This is a genomic window from Mariniflexile gromovii, from assembly GCF_017814435.1.
Classification (GTDB): domain Bacteria; phylum Bacteroidota; class Bacteroidia; order Flavobacteriales; family Flavobacteriaceae; genus Mariniflexile; species Mariniflexile gromovii.
The window spans coordinates 112360-129239 of the sequence record NZ_JAGJCB010000005.1; the positions used below are offsets into that span (position 1 = coordinate 112360).

A 16880-nucleotide genomic window follows, 5' to 3' on the forward strand; every position below is an offset into this window, starting at 1 on the left:
CAGCTAATTATATTAAGCTGTAATTGCCAATCTGTTTTGTTGATTTTGATAATGCTTAGGGCTACAATTATATTTTGCCTTAAAAATTTTAGAAAAATAACTTCTACTTGTAAGACCGATGGTATAAACAATTTCAGAAATATTCAATTCTGAAGTTCTAATTAAATTTTCTGCAGCTTCTACCCTAACATTTCTAATAAAATCGGTAACCGTTCTATTGTGCATTATCTTGAAACCTTCTTGAAGTTTAATAGGAGACAAGCCAGATTTTCTACTTAAATACTTTAAACTGTACTGAATTTCTGGATAATTTCTAATAAACTCCGATATATCTCTGATAGCTTCCATATCGGATTGTGAAAGGGAGTAACAATTGCTTTCTGCATTTATTGAGTCGTATTTGTGCTGCTCGATCTCTAAAGCTAAAATTAAATAAACAGTACTATTTATCAATAAGTTTCTAATCAAACCTTGTTGACTGATGGTACTAAGATGGTCTATTTTCTCAACAATTTTTAAATTGAAAGACCCGATATATGAAAATTCATTGTTTTCTTGATGAAGTAAAAATGTTTCTTGCAAATGGTTTTTTAGTTCTTTATCTGAAACAGACAGGGTATCTACAGTAATCATAGAAACTTTAACATCTTCATCTTTTTTAAAATCCAAGAATGTTCTCTTTTTAGATGAATTTGAAAAAATACCTGTTTGAAATTGAGCTAGTTTGTTTTTCTGGCCATTTTTACCAAAACTTTGAGTAAGGTTTCCTTTGGAACAGTATCCGAAATGGATAGAACTCGGATTGTCATGTCTGTATGTAAGCGTCACATCTTCCTTAAAAACAACATCATATTCTATGTAAGATATGGCGGGTTCTACAGAAATTCCAGAAACAAAACCTTTAGCTGTTTCATTATTAATTTCCAATCTATATTCTTTAGATTTTATTTCTAGGTTTCCACCCAATTGGTTTTGTATTTGTTCAAAAATAGTAGAGAGGTTATTTGAAGTTATTGATATCGTTTTCATGTTTTTTTGTTTTTTTTAATCAGGTTGTTCTGGTTTTCAAGTGGGGCAATAACTCAACTACCTTTATTTAGCTGCAATGGTAATTGGTTTTAAATCGCTATCATTTGTACTGCCAACTGGAACTAAATAATTTTTTACAAACTCTTCAAGATTCAATGTGCGTTTTACAATAGCATTTTGCTGTGTTTTTAGGCTTATATTTTTCATTGTATATGTTTTTAATTATATATGAATTGTTGTGTTTCACAAAGTTGCAACAAGAGTGTAAGTGTTTTGTTATACAATTTTTTCATTATTTTATATAATTATAATAACAGGCTGTTTTCTTAAGAAAACATTAAGAGTATCCGCCTAAAAAACAACTTCTTACGGGATAGATTTCTTTAAAAATTATATATCCTTTTTATCAATTACGCTAATACTTTAATTGATTCGATTAAATCTATTTGCAGAAACCAACTTACTTTGCATAAACATTTTTAATGAATAATATAGATAAGGACATAAAAAGCACGACTACTTTCAGACTAAACCATTTGCCAAAACTTTTGGTTAAAACCTATAAGTCTTGGATGGAGAAAGAACCTTTTAAGTTAGGAGCTGTTGTGGCTTATTATGCTATTTTATCGCTCCCGGCGTTACTCATTCTCATTTTAAATTTGGTAGGGGCTATTTGGGGAAGGGAATTGGTGAGAGGCGAATTACAAGCTGAAATGTCGTCTGCATTAGGATCGGACACTGCTGAAGCCATTTTAAAAATGATTGCTGAAAAGGGTGATGAACCTACCTCTATATTTGCAACCATTTTGGGTATTGGTGTATTATTGTATGGTGCCACAGGCGTTTTTTACCAACTACAAAACGTTTTAGATGATATTTGGGAAGTTAAGCAAACCTATTCAAATGAAATTATTGCTACTTTAATTGGGCGCCTGAAAAGTTTCGGGTTTATATTGATATTTGGATTTTTACTCTTAATAAGTTTTGTACTTACGGCATTATTAACGGCTTTTGCCAATAGAATTTCCCGGCTTTTTTCAACGGAAATTGTGGGTATAGCTTATATTATTGATATAGTGTTTTCCTTAATATTTATATATATGCTCTTTGCCGCTATGTTTAAATATTTACCAAGCAAACCCATAAGGTGGAAAGCAGTACGCGTAGGTGCTGCCCTTACAGCCCTCTTATTTATTTTAGGGAAATACATCCTTTCTTTTTACTTTGGAAAAACGGAACCTGGCTCTACATACGGTGCAGCTGGTTCCATAATTATTGTGATGCTTTGGACCTCCTACTCCAGTTTAATCCTGTTTTTTGGAGCACAGTTTACCAAAATTTATTCCGATAGGTATTTAATTGTAAACTAAACCATTTCAAGCTTTTAAAAACCTAAATATTACAAAAGCATACCTATTTCAGCATTTTTAATGCATATAATTTGATAACGCTAAAATAGTTTTTAATTGAGTTAAACCCATTTACTCTTTAATTATACTTTTATCATACTTAATTAAATACTAACATTAAATTTTAATATTATGAGAAGTATTCTTTGGCTAATAGCCGTAATCTGTATAGTTATTTGGATTTTAGGCTTTTTCGGATTTGTAGCAGGCATTGCTACCGGTGGTTTAATACACATTCTTTTAGTATTAGCAGTAATTGCTATTTTATATAATATTATTTCTGGAAGAAGACCTTTAGATTAAAAAGAGATTATAATACAATTAAAAAAAACAAAAAAATGAAAAGACACAGCACTGCCGTTTGGAGCGGCACAGTAAAGGAAGGAAAAGGATATTTAGTATCAGAAAGTAAAGCGCTTGATAGTATGCAATATTCATATAACAGTCGGTTTGAAAACGGTACGGGTACCAATCCTGAAGAATTAATGGCTGCAGCACATGCAGGTTGTTTTACCATGCAATTAAGCGCCGATTTAACAAAAGCAGGCTTTACACCAGAAGTTATTGAAACCAAATGTGCTATTGTAATGAAGGATGGCGTTATTACTAAGTCACAACTCTCTGTTAAAGCAAAAATCCCGAATATAAAAGAGGATGAATTTAAAGAAGCTGCTACAAAAGCAAAACAAAATTGTCCTGTAAGTAAGGCTTATAAAGCTTTGGAAATAAGTCTTGAAGCTAGCTTAGAAAATAAAATATGAATTAATTTCATTTATTATGTTACAAAAACCGCTCTTAATTTACCTAGCCGATGATGATAATGAAGACCGTATGCTTTTTAAAGAAGCATTGGACGAAATTAACATGAATGTTTCTGTTGAAGATTTTGATAATGGTGTAACCCTTATGGAACATTTATTAATGAAAGATAAACCTTTGCCAGACGCCATTTATTTAGATTTAAATATGCCTTTGATGAATGGTGAAGAATGTTTGAATGATATTAGAAATGAACCTTATCTTTCGCAAATCCCCATCATTATATATTCAACGTATATTGATGAACAAATGGCCGATAGACTACAAAGCAATGGCGCTAATTGGTATTTGATGAAGCCTAATACTTTTGGGAAACTTAAAAGCTTACTACAAAAAAGCTTGAATTATATTTATTCAGACGCAAAAAAAACATCTCATCTTCCCGAATTCATAATAACGGCATCGTGAAGGAGATGTTTATTAGTTTAAATAATTTCAAAAACTAATATTAAACCATATGCACTCGGCATTCTTGCGCACATGCAATACAGGAATCTGCACATTTTTTACAGTGTTCATGGTCATGCTGTTGGCATTGTTCTGCACACCATTCGCAAATTTCAGCACACAATCCACAATATTTTTTAGCGAAAAAACTATCGGCTAGCATAAACTTTACACAAATTAAACATGCCTCTACACATTGCATACAGCAATTTGGACAATCGTTGTGACTTTCCTTACCCATCATTTCCGAAAGACATTTTTGGCAATCTATTATACATTGTTGACAGGCTTCTATGCAACTTTCATAACTACGTATCATATTCTTAAATTTAGATTATTACTATAATTTACCTCTAAGTTAAAAGAATAGAAATAGCTGTTTTGGCTCAAAAGAAAAAGAATTTGACACAATAGCAAATGAAAAACATTTACAGTCAATAGAAGTATTGAAAAAAAATTGAATATCCGTAATCAATCATAAATTACTGTCTCCTCGAGCATTGCCGAAAACAAAACGTGTTTTGGTTGAAGGTAGCTCGCAAAGCGAATCGAGAGATTATTAAACTTTAATAACTTCAAAATGAGGTCTCGACTTTAGTTTATCTTGAGCGAAGTCGAAAGGCTCGACATGACATGAAGTATTTAATTATGATTGATTACGGATAAGCAGTAAAAAATTAAACAGAAAACAATTACAATGAATTACTCGTGCTGTGCTGGAAAATAGACAATAAATTGAGCACCTACATTTTCGGTTCCAATTGCTGTTAAATAGCCGTTATGGTTTTCTACAATTTTTTTACATATGGCTAAACCAATACCGGTACCAGAATATTCTGTTTTTTGATGCAGGCGCTGAAATACCTCAAATATTTTTTCGGCATATTCCTGTTTAAAACCAATGCCGTTGTCTATAAAGGATATTTTGTGAAACTGCTGTCGGCCTTTAGAGTTTTGATCTGGTATTTCAGAGGCTGATGCTTTTGAGTAAAGAATCTGAATTTTAGGTGTTTCATTTGCGCTTTTGTACTTTATAGCATTCGCTATTAAATTAGTAAACAACTGTTCCATTTGAAATGTAACACCCTTTATTTTTGGAAGTTTATCTGAAATTATCTTGGTTTCAGAATTATGAATGCTGGCCGCTAAATCTTCCTTAACCTTATCTAAAACCTGGTTTAAATCAATTTTTTCAAAATCACTTTTACTGAGGTTTATTTTAGAATAGGCAAGCAAATTCTCAATAAGTGATTGCATGCGGCTAACCGCTTTTATTACTTTACCAAAATACTCTTTACTTTTATCTGAAAAATTTTCAGCTTCAAAATCTTGTATTCTTAAAGCAAACAATTGGATTTTACGTAAAGGTTCTTGCAAATCATGACTTGCAACACGGTTAAAAGACTCTAATTCGGCATTTCTGTTTTTTAACTCTAAATTACTTTTCAACAAATTCTCTTCCGCTTCTATGGTTTGGGTTACGTCCTGCACCACACCAACCATAACCATGCTGCCATTTTTATTTATAAATTGCCCATCGGTTTTAAAATACTTTACAGCTCCTTGCTTGGTAATAACACGGTATGTATGCTCGGTAGAACGGAGTTCTTTCAGTGCTTTTGCCCCTACTTTATCATAAGCTTCTAAATCGTCTGGATGGATAAATTCCCTGTATTTTTCAAATGAAGGCTCAAATTCTTTGGGTTCGTACCCTAACATTCTATAATAATTATCTGAAATTTCAGAAACATGAGTATCTAAATACCACAGAAAACTGCCTGTTTTAGCAATACGTTCCGCATCCGTTAAAATAGAATTTTGAATAACGAGTGTTTCATTCAGTTTGATTAATTCCTCAGCTTTTTCCTTTTCTTCAGTAACATCACTTGTGGTTACTGTAACCCCGTCACCTAGTTTTATGGCTGTAGCACTAAACCATTGTATGGAACCATCTTTATTATAAGGAACTTCATATTCTACGGTTTTATCATCCTCTACAGCGTTAACCAAATGTTCAAAAACACCAGATTTGAAGGTATTAGGAAATACCTCCGATAATTTTTTACTCTTAATATTATCTGGCATTTCTCCAGTAACGGGACTTATTTTATCGTTAACAAATAAAATTTCAAAGTCTATAATTTTACCATCGTTTCCTCTGATGCTTTTAAAGTGCATTACTATATGTGAAATACTCTTGAAGATATTTGTAAGCAATGCTCGGTTCTCTAAAAGCTTTAAATTTTGATTTTCTAAACGTTTTTTGAGTGTTAATTCTATTTGTTTGGCTTCTTCTTCTGGTGTAGAATTACGGCCTGTTACCAAAACGCCTTCTGCAAGTGGTGTAGCCAACGAGTGAAACCACATTTGTTTACCATCTACTTCAATTTGTCTATCAAAAATAACTTTGGTTTTTTCTTGAAAAGACTTTATTAATTCTTCTAACTCCTTATGCGACTTATGTAAAGGGTACACTTTTAAAACAGTATTTCCAACTATATCGTTAGGTTCAAGCCCTAAATAATCTCTGTTACAATCATTAGCATATAAAATTTTGAAATCTATGATTTCATTAGAACCATTCAATACGGGTTCGTAGTAGTTTACAATATTATCGGTTGTTGCAAGTAAACTTTTTAAAAAAGCTTCTGATTTTCGAACCTTTAATTTATTATTATATATTCTAAAAAATGAAATAACAAATACAAATAATGCAAAAAAAGCCAGCAATAGTAACATACTGGGCGTTAGAGATTTGTGAGCGCTATAAGTTACTTTTCTTTCTTGCATTAAACGCTTTTCATCTGCAAGCATCCTATTTTTAATACTTTTTATTTCATTAAGGGTTTTATTTATTTTTAATTTATAGGATTGTTTTGCTTGTAATACCTCTTGACTATCTTGAGCAGTGGCTAGATCTAAATTTGTAAGTTGGCTATATAAATTATTCAATAAAGCTGTTAACGGTTTTATACGTGCTTTTTGTAAATCACTATCATGAGTAAGTATTTTTAAACTATCCAGTATTGTTTTACCTTCTAATTTATAGTTTTCAAAAACCCTATTTGAAGATTTGTCTTTTATTAAATCCTCCCTAAATTCTTCAGATTCAGCTTTAGTGTAGTGGGTTGTTAAATCACCTAAAGCATTATAAACTTGCAAGGTATGCACAACCATTTCAGCCGATTTTTGGGTAAGCATAATTTGCCTATAAGTCATACTTGTTGTTACCAAAAGCAACATTATTGCAATAAGCAACAATACAATATAGGTTTTTGAGGAAGTATAAATATGCTTAAAGCTCATATAGGTTTAAATACGTAATAAAAAAGTATCTTTATTTAAATTTGAAGTATGCTCATGCCAATTAACTTTTAAGGTTTTCTCTACTATTTCACATAGTTTATTAAAACAGCTAGGTTTGTTTATATACACACTGGCGCCATTTTGAAAAGAGTCCTCAATATCTTTCTCTGATGAAGAAGTAGAGTACATGGCTATGAAAACGTCTTTAAATAATGAATTGTTACGAATTTCTGTTAAACACTGTATACCATTTAAAATAGGCATATTAATATCTAAAAATATTAAATTTGGAAGTTTAACATTAGGCTGAAAAAGATAATCTAATAATTCCTGGCCATGTTTAAAAAGTGACAATGTTGTTTGTATCGAAATTTCCTCCAAGGCTTCGCTAAAAAGCATTCTGTCATCTTCATCGTCATCTGCCAAAATAATATTAAATATAGTATCGTTCATAAATGTAGTTTCTAACTAAGGTTAAATTTAGCATATTGCTTTCTTGGTAAATATACTTTTTACAAACCTTAACACTACTATTATTGTACTATAAATCTGTAAAGTAATAAGCTTGTCCTTTGAAAAAATTGGAGAGAATACTAAAATCACATTTTACAAAAAAGAGCCTTTTAAAAACCAATCCTTATCATGCCTAAATTACTATTCGAAAGATATGACTTTAATTTAAAAATTAAAATCATTAATGACATTAAATATTATATGTTTAAAATTTTATTGAGTTTTATACTGAGTAGAAATCGAACAGCCCTTAAGCTCTAATATACAGAGAGATAGATTATTTGTTTAAATGACACAGAAAAAAAATTAAATCAATCTTCAATATTATTGATGTTTTCTTTGTTAGAAACATTTGCTTCTGGTATTTTTTTAAAAAATTCTGCCAATTCTAAATCAGTATTTGGTCCATAACCCAATAGAAGTGTCCCTCTTTCTTCTTTGTTTGTTTTAATTATATAAAGTATAGACATATCCGAAGGGTCGCTCATACCTTCATACCTGTGTTCAGCAACAATAAAAACATCTTTGGGGGTATATTCGTTTTTTGTTTCACTGCTTATTAGTTTATCACCTTTATAATGAAAATTAGCAGTATAACCTTTCTTTTGATATATTTTTATATAATCTTTCTCATGTTTTGCAAATTCATCATTTTCCATTTCCTTAAATTTTAAGATTAGTTTTCTTTTTTTTAGGATGCATAGCTTATACCTTCTACACCCTAACTAATCAAATTTGCAAAAAAAGGCAGAATAAGATTAACCCAAATACATTTCTATTTAACCTTATTCATTAAAAAGGTTATATAACTATAAACATTTTAAAGAAAATTAGCCTTCATTTGAATTTTCGCTGGCATCTTCATTTGGGGCAATTTGCAGCTTGTTTTTACCAAAATCCAAGGTGCGTATTGGGAATGGGATATTGATACCTTTATCGTTGAAATTCGTTTTAATGAGTTTGATGGCTTTATGCCTTGCTTCATGTTCTTGTTTTACTTTAACCATATCAATCCAAAAGCGGGTCATAAAATTGATGGAGCTATCTCCAAACTCCGTATAGAAAAACTCAACACCCTCCCCTTCTTTTTGTTCGAAATTCTCTGAAATAATACGTACTACCAAATCTTCAACCTCTTGCAAATTACTTTCGTAACCTACGCCGCAGCTTACCGCAATTCTGCTTCTAGGGCTTATGGAGTAATTGGTAAATGAATTTTCTACAAATTTTGAATTTGGAATTACCACATAATTATTATCTGTTTGTCTTAAAACGATGTTCCGGAGACTTATTTCAGACACAAAACCATCAGCATCACTAGTTTTAATGTAATCGTTTATTTTTATTTTATCCATAAAAGACAGCACCACGCCTCCAACTGTGTTGCTTAATGTACCTTGAAGTGCTAAACCTATGGCTAAACCTATTACACCGGCACCAGCTAGAATGCTAGTTAAAACTTTATCCAGATCTAAAACACCCAAGGCTACAAAAAACCCAATCATGATAACAGCAATGAAAATTATTTTTGCTACAATTTCTTGGATTGATTTTTGACTGATATGCGTTAACAAATACTTGTTTGAAACCTTTCTAATGCCTCGTGCAATAAAATAAAACAGCACCATTACCAAAATGGCCATGATTAAGTTTGGCAGTTTTAAAATAATGGCATCCATCCAACCATCTAACTTATCCCATAACTTACTTACGGATTCTTCTATTGAAAATTTATTTTTCATCTTAAAAATTTTATAACATTTTGGTTAATAAAAAAGTAGCTAACACCCAAAGTATCAAACTAAGCATGCCACCTATAAACAAAAAGTGTTTAAATCGGTAATTACCTATGCCGTAAACCAAGGTATTTGTTTGATAACCAACAGGAGTAAAAAAGCTAAAATTAGCTGCAAACATGACTGCCAATATAAATGGTTTGAAATCTAGATTCATACCTTGGGCTACCGAAATAGCTATAGGCGTCATAATAATAGCTGTTGCATTGTTACTAACCACACCACTTAATACCATCGTTACAAAAAACAGGGTTCCTATAATTATATGATTAGGTTGCCCTCCTAAAAACCCCAATAACTTTTCTGAAACCCACATATCGGTTCCAGTGTTGTGCATGGCAAAGCCTAATGGAATCATTCCGGCAAGCAAGAAAAATATTTGCCAGTTTACTTTTTTATAAACGGTGTTTAAATCTAAATTTTTAGTTATTAACAACAAACACACACCTGTTAAGGCGCTTACCATAATGGATAATATGCCTGTTGCTGCCAATAAAATTACTAAAAGAAGAACACTTAACGAAAAATATCTTTTGAACTTCGATTTTCTATTAACATTGTCAAACTCTTGTAATATCACTACATTTTCCATAGTTTGAAGTATAGGAAATTTTTCTTTTGATGTTTCAACCAATAATCTATCACCAGACTTTAACGATAATCGATTCATACTGCTGCGCACCGTTCTATCTTTTAAATTTGTAAGCGTTTTTCGTTTCTTTATTGCTAATGGTATTACATCTTGAGACATAAAACTTCTTAAACTTCCTAAAGTTTTGCCTAACAATGCAGCTCCAGGGAGCATTAATAGTTCTACGAAAACCTTTTCATCTAATTCACTAGACTCTGTTGTTATTTTATCTTTGACTTCATCTTGTAGCTCGTTGAATTTTTTTTCTTCATAAACACTTAGATTTTCAGATGTTTTTATACGGGATAAGTTTTCAAGATCACACATTAAAAGCAATTCATCATTCTCCTTGAATGTGATGTATTTACCAGGTGAATTATGAATTCTGTTATCACGAATTAGCTGTAAAAATGAAATATCTGGGTTCTCGAACAAAAAGGTTTCCTGAATTTTTTTTCCCACTAAATTTGAGTCGGGATTTATATGAACTTTAGTTATATAATTATCAATTTCATAATCTTTACTTAAACTTTGTGCTTTATCCCACGGCAACCAACGCAATGTTATGGTAATATACACAATAGAAACCGTTAGAAATATAATACCCAATAATGAAAATTCAAAAAAACCTAACTTTTCAGCTCCTAAGTTTTTTGCAACAGCGCTTACAATTAAATTTGTAGATGTGCCCATCAAGGTACACGATCCTCCTAATATACCTGCAAAAGAAATTGGCAGTAAAAGTTTGGATTGCGGAATTTTATACTTTTCTGAAAGTTGGTTAATAATTTTTATAAAAACAACTACTACGGCCGTAGTGCTAATAAATGCAGAAATACCCGCCGTAACAAACATAAAAAAGGGAGCTATAATATAAATGGGCAACGATTTTACCTTACCCATACCAGACGTAAGCCAATGGATAACCCCGTTTTCTTCCATGGCAATAGCCAGTATCATTAAGGAAAGAACAGCAATTGTGGCAGGGTTTGAAAAACCACTAATGCCTTCTTCGGGAGTTACCAATCCTAATAAAATGAGCGATACAATAATAAAAAAAGCTATTTTATCTATAGGGAAAATCTCAAAAACAAAAAGCACTATGGTAACCAATAGCACTGAAAACATTAATATAATTTCTCCCTCCATCTATTAAAATATTAATTTTTTAACTATTGATTTTATATGTTGTAAATTATAAATTTAAGCAATAAGCTATTAACTTAAACCAAATGAATATTGATACCATAAATAAAAATATATTAAAGCCTATTATGGTCTTTACCGTATTCTTTTTTATAAATTCGGACGACTAACAAGAATAAACTAATTAATAACGGTCCAAAAACCAACCCTATAAAACCAAAAAGAGGTATTCCAATAATAACCCCTATGAGTGTTATTAATGGATGAACATCGTCTAGTTTTCGTAGTACATATAAACGAATAAGATTGTCAGTAACACCTACCACAACAATACCATATATTAATACGCCCCAAGCTTGAAAAGTGTCTCCATTCGAAAGTGCCAATATAAAAACGGGAATAGTACCAAGAAAATTTCCAACAAAAGGAATCATGGAACCAATGGTTACAACTACTGCCCAAAAAAACGGACTTTCAACACCAAACAATAAAAATCCTATTAAGGCAACCACTCCTTGTGCAATGGCCACTAGTGGAATACCCAACGCATTGGAACGAACCATAGCATATATTTCTTCTCCCAATGTTTTAATATTTTCCTTACTAATGGGAATATATTCAATTAACGATTCTCGAAGTTTTCTTCGGTTAGTAAGCATATAAAAAAGTAAAAAATACATAACAGATATGGCAATAAATGTACTAAACGTACCCCCAAGAATATTCGTCACGTTTTTTGTTATACCGCTTGAAATGGAAGATGCATCAATTTGATCCGTTATATTATAGCCTAACGCCTGTTCCCATGTTTGCAGTTTTGTTTTAACCGCTTTTATTACTTTTTCTGAATTTTGTGCAGCTTTACCTATTTTGTTACCTAACATAAGTACAGCTCCAGCAATTGGGAGTAGAATAGATATAAAAGATAAGAACATAAGAAATCCTGCTGCCAAATTAGCATTCCACCCTTTTTTTACTAATTTAACCATGATACCTTTTAACAAAACGTATAATGTAATAGCTCCCAGTACGCCCGAAAAATAAGGTATCATTTCCCTAAAAATCAAACCTCCCATTAAGAGTATTATTAAAAGTGTAAATATTTGACGTATTTTTTTTGGATTTATAATGTTCATTGTTCAGAATTATATTTAATACAGTTACTATTAAGTGTTTAATTATTTCTTAGGGCATGAATAAGTTCGGGTTTATTCATTTTAGAACGTCCTTTAATACCAACGTTTTTTGCCTGTTCATATAATTCGTCTTTGGTCCACTTTTCATAAGGTTTAGCTTTTCCTCCTTTTTTCCCAGCATCTGGCGTATTGGCAATACGAGCTGCTTTTTGTTTACTATACCCTTTCTCACGAAGGGCTTCGTACTGTTCTTCGTTTTTTATACTTGGAATGTCCATAACTTTAATTTTTATATTCAAATTTTAGTAAAAAATATTAATCAACTTAACCTTATCGCATTAAATATTGACTTAAAACAAACAAATGACTTGCTGTTTATTGCATCAATAAATTATGCTTTTGAGTTAATGAGTGCGTGTTTGCTTCAGTAATTTTATTTCATAGTAAAATAAATTATTAATTAAAAATTAAAAATCATGAATAAAGATCAAATAGAAGGAAAATGGAAACAGATTAAAGGTAAGTTCAAACAAAAATATGCAGATCTTACCGATGACGATTTAACCTACTCTGAAGGGAAATTCGACGAAATGATGGGTAAACTTCAAGAGAAAACAGGTAAAACGAAAGAAGATTTAAAAAGAGAAATTGAATCTTGGTAAAATTACCGATTAATAGCAATGTCCTCCTAATTAAATTTAGGGGGATATTTTTTTTGAACTAAATAAACCCTGTTTGTTTTAATTACAAAAAAAAGGTTAGCCAAATTTGGCTAACCTTTTTCTAAATTAGACTAGTGTCTAATTATTTAAATGAGTGGTATTCAAATTTTTGTCCACCTACCGAAGCATCGGCCATAAGACCTGCTTTTGGCAATGCAAAAACCATAACACCATCAGAATAACCAACATGTTCAGATTTTCCTTCTTCCGCTATTACTGCAGATGCTTCAGCGGAAAATTCATAATTACCTTGTTTAAATTTTTCCAATGCCGCATCAGTTTCAAAGAAGATGACTTCAATTACAGCTTGCCCACCAGCTTGCAATCCAATATTTATTTTCTTCAACGAAGTCATTCCTATAGCTGTACCATTTTCATACACAACACCATTACCACTGGCACCACCTACAATTAAACCACCTTTACCCACATTAGGAAAAATAGCATAACCAGAAGCATTCTTGAAAAATTTTTCCAATCCAGCATCTTTGGCAATTAACGTGCTTTTGGCTTTCTGAGCATCGGCCATTATTTCTTTGTCTTTGTTCGTTTGCGCGACAGCAGTGACTGTAATTAGTGTGACACAAGCTATCATGAGTTTTTTTAGAGTTTTCATAATTTGATTTTTTTTATTGTTAATATGTTCAAATTTAGAATATTAAGCTATTTTAGAATATCTCTAACAAATTCATTATTAACTCAAAAAAAAAGATCTTGTATGTTATTAATTTTTCTCAACTTGTTCAATAGAAACGGTTGTAGTGGGTAAGTTAAACTCACGCGATTTTAAAGTAGCATATATTTTTAATTGTAAATCCGTTTTCAGTTTTCCTCCAGGGGCTCTTACTTCATCTGTTCTGTACCAAAAATGCACTAAAATATTAACTAAATCATTTTCAATACTATCAACCAAAATATCGTACATAGGATTTTTCAAAACAAATTCATTCTCATTTAAAATAGACTCAATAAGTTCTAAAACCTTATGTATATTATCATCATGCACCACACTTACAATGAATTCGTTACGCATTAATTCATCTATAGTGTAATTTTTTAGATTATTCTTTAAAATAGAACCGTTTGGAATGTAGGCATCAATACCATCTACTGTTTTTATGGTTGTAGAGCGTAATCGCATTTCTATCACCCTACCTTTTATGCCTTCAATTTCTATCAAATCTCCTATTCTAAAAGGTCTTTGAAATGCCATTAATATGCCTGCTATAAAATTTTCGCCAATATCTTTTAACGCAAAACCAATTATAAAAGTAGTTAAGCCTGCACCTGCCAAAATTTTATTTGTTACATCGTCAAAACCTATAATACCTAGAGCTATTACAAACAGTACAACCGTTAAAATCAATGAAATAACGCTTAAAATAAAGTCTGCTATTAAGGGATCGTTGGATTTTGAAATAATCATTTTTTTGGCAGATCTATTTATAAATTTAATAATGAATAACCCAACTACAAATACTACTAAGGATAATAATATTTTTGGTAAATGAGCTACCAAATTTATCCATGATTGGTGAATAGAATCCTTAATTACATTTATTTCAGTATCCATATTTTTATTTATCTTTTTCTGCTTGTTTCTCTGCTTCTTCTCTAGCTTTTTCCCTTTCCTTTTCTTTCTTTCTAAAATAACCTCTTAGCAGGAAATTATGTTTAGCCGCTTCCATGTTTTGTTCTAAACCTTTGGATCCCTTTCTTAAATTTTCCATGGTTTTTTCCATATCCTCAGCAACGCCTTCATCGTTCAACAATCTTCCTAAAGTTCCCTGCCCTTCATTAATATCTATTAACATAGTTGCTAATTCGTCCGTAATAACTTCGGCATTTTCTGCAGTTATTTTAACGGATGCCAAAATATCATCGAATTCAACTGGCTCAACCGATTTTATTGATGCACCATCTTTAACTTCTGGAGAATTTGTACTGCCTTGTGAAATCATTAAAAGTTTATCTCCAATAACACCTTCCGAAGTTATGGATGCTCTACTATCCTTCTTAATGAACTTTTTCACATTTTTGTCCATCATAGCTACCACATTTACGGTAGAATCGTTAGTAATTGATATGCTTTCTATAGTACCTACTGCAATTCCTGAAAAGCGTACCTGACCACCAACTTGGAGCCCACTCACATTTCGGAAATTGGTACTGATTTTAAACTTTGAACTAAATAAATTTTGGTTACTTCCTATAAAAAAAATAATTACAAAAAGTATCAAAAGTCCTAAGGAAACAAATATTCCCAGTTTTATTTTATATGCGTTTTTATTCGTCTTCATAATTTTCTATTTAAAAAATGATTGTATGTATGAATCGTCGTCATTAATAAATGCTTCCAAACTGCCTACTTTGTAAACTTTCCCATCTTTTATCATGGCAATTCGATCGGCAACCGTTTTTACGCAGTTAATGTCATGCGTGATGATAATGGATGAATTTTTGAATTTTCCCTTAGTATCATTTATCAAATTACTTATTTCGTGAGACGTTACAGGATCTAAACCCGTGGTAGGCTCATCGTATAAAATGATATCGGGATTTACTACCAGTGTTCTTGCTAAACCAATCCTTTTCTTCATCCCACCTGATAATTCTGAGGGCATTTTATCAATGGAATCTGGCATGCCTACATTTTCTAAAGCTTCAACAATTTTATTGTTCATTTCTTCTTCAGAAAACCCTTCCTTTAATCTTGAAAGCGCAAAAGTTAAATTTTCCCTAACCGTCATAGAATCATATAAAGCCGCACTTTGAAAAAGGAATCCTATTTTTTTTCGGACTTCAATTAAATCTTCTTCGTTAATGTCGGTTAGCTCATACTCTCCCACTTTAATACTACCTTCATCATGCTTTAAAAGGCTGACAATACATTTGATTAAAACCGACTTTCCTGAACCTGACTTTCCTAACACCACTAAATTTTCATTATCATGTAGTTCTAAATTTATGCCATCTAAAACCTTTTGATCTCCAAAACTTTTTTTGAGATCATTTATTCCTATAAGAACGTTATTTGCTTTTTTTTCCATTAGAATAAATCGGTTATTTGTACAGCAATTAAGTCTACAATAATTAATAATAACGATGCGGTAACTACGGCCGAATTTGCAGCAATACCAACACTTTCGGTACCTCTGCCTGCATTGTATCCTTTGTAACAGCCCACTAACCCAATAACAGCTCCAAAAAAGAAGGTTTTTATAACCGCAGGAAATACATCAATAAACTCTACTTGGGCAAATGCTTGGTTTATAAACAAATCCAAACTTACATTGTCTTTAAGGTTAATACCTAACCAACTTCCGAAAATCCCAATAGCATCGGCATATAAAGTAAGTATGGGAATCATTACAGTAGCCGCTAAAACCCTGGGGATAATTAGAAAATTTATGGGGTTTGTGTTTGAAACCTCCATGGCATCAATTTGCTCGGTAACCCGCATAGAGCCTAATTCAGCTCCCATACTAGAGCCTATTTTACCTGCACAAATTAAAGCTGTGATTACGGGTCCCATTTCCCTTATTATAGAAATAGCCACCATACCTGGCAACATGGCAACAGCCCCAAACTCTACCAACGCCGGTCTGGATTGAATGGTTAAAACCAAACCTACAATAATACCTGTAATGGAAATTAACCCCACCGATTTATTCCCGATTTGATAACATTGTTTTAAAAATTCCTGAAATTCAAATGTTTTGGTAAACAAGTTTCTTAATACTGTTTGTAAATATTCAATAACATTCGCAACATCGATAAAAAATGAGTTGCTTTTATCTTTTATTAAAGTAAGAAACGAATTGAGATTTAAAGAGGATTCTTCTTGATTATGTAATTTATCAGGCATAGTTATTGTCTTTAAATATGCCTATAAAGTTACATGCTTTCAAATGTTTAAAATTTAT

At 31.6% G+C, this 16880-nt stretch carries 20 protein-coding genes; 5 read left to right on the plus strand and 15 right to left on the minus strand.

All coding sequences use genetic code 11. The features are described 5' to 3' along the window. Positions 1-12 precede the first annotated feature (12 nt). Positions 13-1029 (minus strand): helix-turn-helix domain-containing protein, encoded by a 1017-nt coding sequence (locus J8H85_RS07560; protein ID WP_209654135.1) that lies wholly within the window; start codon positions 1027-1029, stop codon positions 13-15. Between the two features lie 63 nt (positions 1030-1092). Beyond that, on the minus strand, positions 1093-1236 hold the full coding sequence (locus tag J8H85_RS07565) for a hypothetical protein (protein WP_209654137.1): 144 nt from the start codon (positions 1234-1236) through the stop codon (positions 1093-1095). A gap of 275 nt (positions 1237-1511) precedes the next feature. Between J8H85_RS07565 and J8H85_RS07570 the strand changes: the two genes are divergently transcribed. The 4 genes from J8H85_RS07570 to J8H85_RS07585 all read left to right on the plus strand — a co-directional run bounded on the left by J8H85_RS07570 (position 1512) and on the right by J8H85_RS07585 (position 3665). After that, positions 1512-2399, plus strand: coding sequence for a YihY/virulence factor BrkB family protein (locus tag J8H85_RS07570; RefSeq protein WP_209654139.1), 888 nt, complete (start codon positions 1512-1514; stop codon positions 2397-2399). Positions 2400-2570: 171 nt separating this feature from the next. Further along, positions 2571-2741, plus strand: coding sequence for a lmo0937 family membrane protein (locus tag J8H85_RS07575; RefSeq protein WP_209654141.1), 171 nt, complete (start codon positions 2571-2573; stop codon positions 2739-2741). Between the two features lie 35 nt (positions 2742-2776). Next, positions 2777-3199, plus strand: coding sequence for an OsmC family protein (locus tag J8H85_RS07580; RefSeq protein WP_209654143.1), 423 nt, complete (start codon positions 2777-2779; stop codon positions 3197-3199). A 16-nt stretch (positions 3200-3215) separates the two neighbouring features. Then, positions 3216-3665, plus strand: a complete 450-nt coding sequence (locus J8H85_RS07585) for a response regulator (RefSeq protein WP_209654145.1) — start codon at positions 3216-3218, stop codon at positions 3663-3665. 40 nt (positions 3666-3705) lie between these two features. Here J8H85_RS07585 and J8H85_RS19150 read toward each other — a convergent pair whose 3' ends face one another. The 8 genes from J8H85_RS19150 to J8H85_RS07625 all read right to left on the minus strand — a co-directional run bounded on the left by J8H85_RS19150 (position 3706) and on the right by J8H85_RS07625 (position 12510). Beyond that, positions 3706-4023 carry a four-helix bundle copper-binding protein gene (locus tag J8H85_RS19150; RefSeq protein ID WP_209654147.1) on the minus strand — a complete coding sequence of 106 codons (318 nt, stop codon included), beginning with the start codon at positions 4021-4023 and terminating at the stop codon, positions 3706-3708. 383 nt (positions 4024-4406) lie between these two features. Continuing rightward, positions 4407-7010 carry a PAS domain-containing protein gene (locus tag J8H85_RS07595; RefSeq protein ID WP_209654149.1) on the minus strand — a complete coding sequence of 868 codons (2604 nt, stop codon included), beginning with the start codon at positions 7008-7010 and terminating at the stop codon, positions 4407-4409. A 6-nt stretch (positions 7011-7016) separates the two neighbouring features. Further along, positions 7017-7463 (minus strand): response regulator, encoded by a 447-nt coding sequence (locus J8H85_RS07600; protein ID WP_209654151.1) that lies wholly within the window; start codon positions 7461-7463, stop codon positions 7017-7019. A 371-nt stretch (positions 7464-7834) separates the two neighbouring features. After that, positions 7835-8182, minus strand: coding sequence for a hypothetical protein (locus tag J8H85_RS07605; protein WP_209654153.1), 348 nt, complete (start codon positions 8180-8182; stop codon positions 7835-7837). 171 nt (positions 8183-8353) lie between these two features. Continuing rightward, the gene (locus tag J8H85_RS07610) at positions 8354-9265 is read right to left on the minus strand and encodes a mechanosensitive ion channel family protein (protein WP_209654155.1); all 912 of its coding nucleotides are present in this window, start codon (positions 9263-9265) and stop codon (positions 8354-8356) included. 10 nt (positions 9266-9275) lie between these two features. After that, on the minus strand, positions 9276-11099 hold the full coding sequence (locus J8H85_RS07615) for an SLC13 family permease (protein ID WP_209654171.1): 1824 nt from the start codon (positions 11097-11099) through the stop codon (positions 9276-9278). Between the two features lie 113 nt (positions 11100-11212). Continuing rightward, the gene (locus J8H85_RS07620) at positions 11213-12232 is read right to left on the minus strand and encodes an AI-2E family transporter (RefSeq protein WP_209654173.1); all 1020 of its coding nucleotides are present in this window, start codon (positions 12230-12232) and stop codon (positions 11213-11215) included. A gap of 38 nt (positions 12233-12270) precedes the next feature. Then, the gene (locus J8H85_RS07625) at positions 12271-12510 is read right to left on the minus strand and encodes a DUF7218 family protein (protein ID WP_209654175.1); all 240 of its coding nucleotides are present in this window, start codon (positions 12508-12510) and stop codon (positions 12271-12273) included. Between the two features lie 198 nt (positions 12511-12708). Here J8H85_RS07625 and J8H85_RS07630 point away from each other — a divergent pair, with 198 nt between their 5' ends. Then, entirely contained in the window at positions 12709-12894 is a 186-nt protein-coding gene (locus tag J8H85_RS07630) for a CsbD family protein (RefSeq protein ID WP_209654177.1), read from the plus strand. Between the two features lie 142 nt (positions 12895-13036). Here the strand turns inward: J8H85_RS07630 and J8H85_RS07635 are convergent, their stop codons facing one another. The 5 genes from J8H85_RS07635 to J8H85_RS07655 form a co-directional block, all read right to left on the minus strand. Next, positions 13037-13570 (minus strand): lipid-binding SYLF domain-containing protein, encoded by a 534-nt coding sequence (locus J8H85_RS07635; RefSeq protein ID WP_209654179.1) that lies wholly within the window; start codon positions 13568-13570, stop codon positions 13037-13039. 108 nt (positions 13571-13678) lie between these two features. Then, positions 13679-14527 (minus strand): mechanosensitive ion channel family protein, encoded by an 849-nt coding sequence (locus J8H85_RS07640; RefSeq protein ID WP_209654181.1) that lies wholly within the window; start codon positions 14525-14527, stop codon positions 13679-13681. 4 nt (positions 14528-14531) lie between these two features. Then, positions 14532-15254, minus strand: a complete 723-nt coding sequence (locus J8H85_RS07645) for an MlaD family protein (RefSeq protein WP_209654182.1) — start codon at positions 15252-15254, stop codon at positions 14532-14534. Positions 15255-15260: 6 nt separating this feature from the next. Continuing rightward, positions 15261-16004, minus strand: coding sequence for an ABC transporter ATP-binding protein (locus J8H85_RS07650; RefSeq protein ID WP_209654184.1), 744 nt, complete (start codon positions 16002-16004; stop codon positions 15261-15263). Beyond that, positions 16004-16822: an MlaE family ABC transporter permease gene (locus tag J8H85_RS07655; RefSeq protein ID WP_209654186.1), complete on the minus strand. Its 819-nt coding sequence runs from the start codon at positions 16820-16822 to the stop codon at positions 16004-16006. Before J8H85_RS07655 ends, J8H85_RS07650 begins: the two co-directional genes overlap by 1 nt. Positions 16823-16880: the final 58 nt, after the last annotated feature.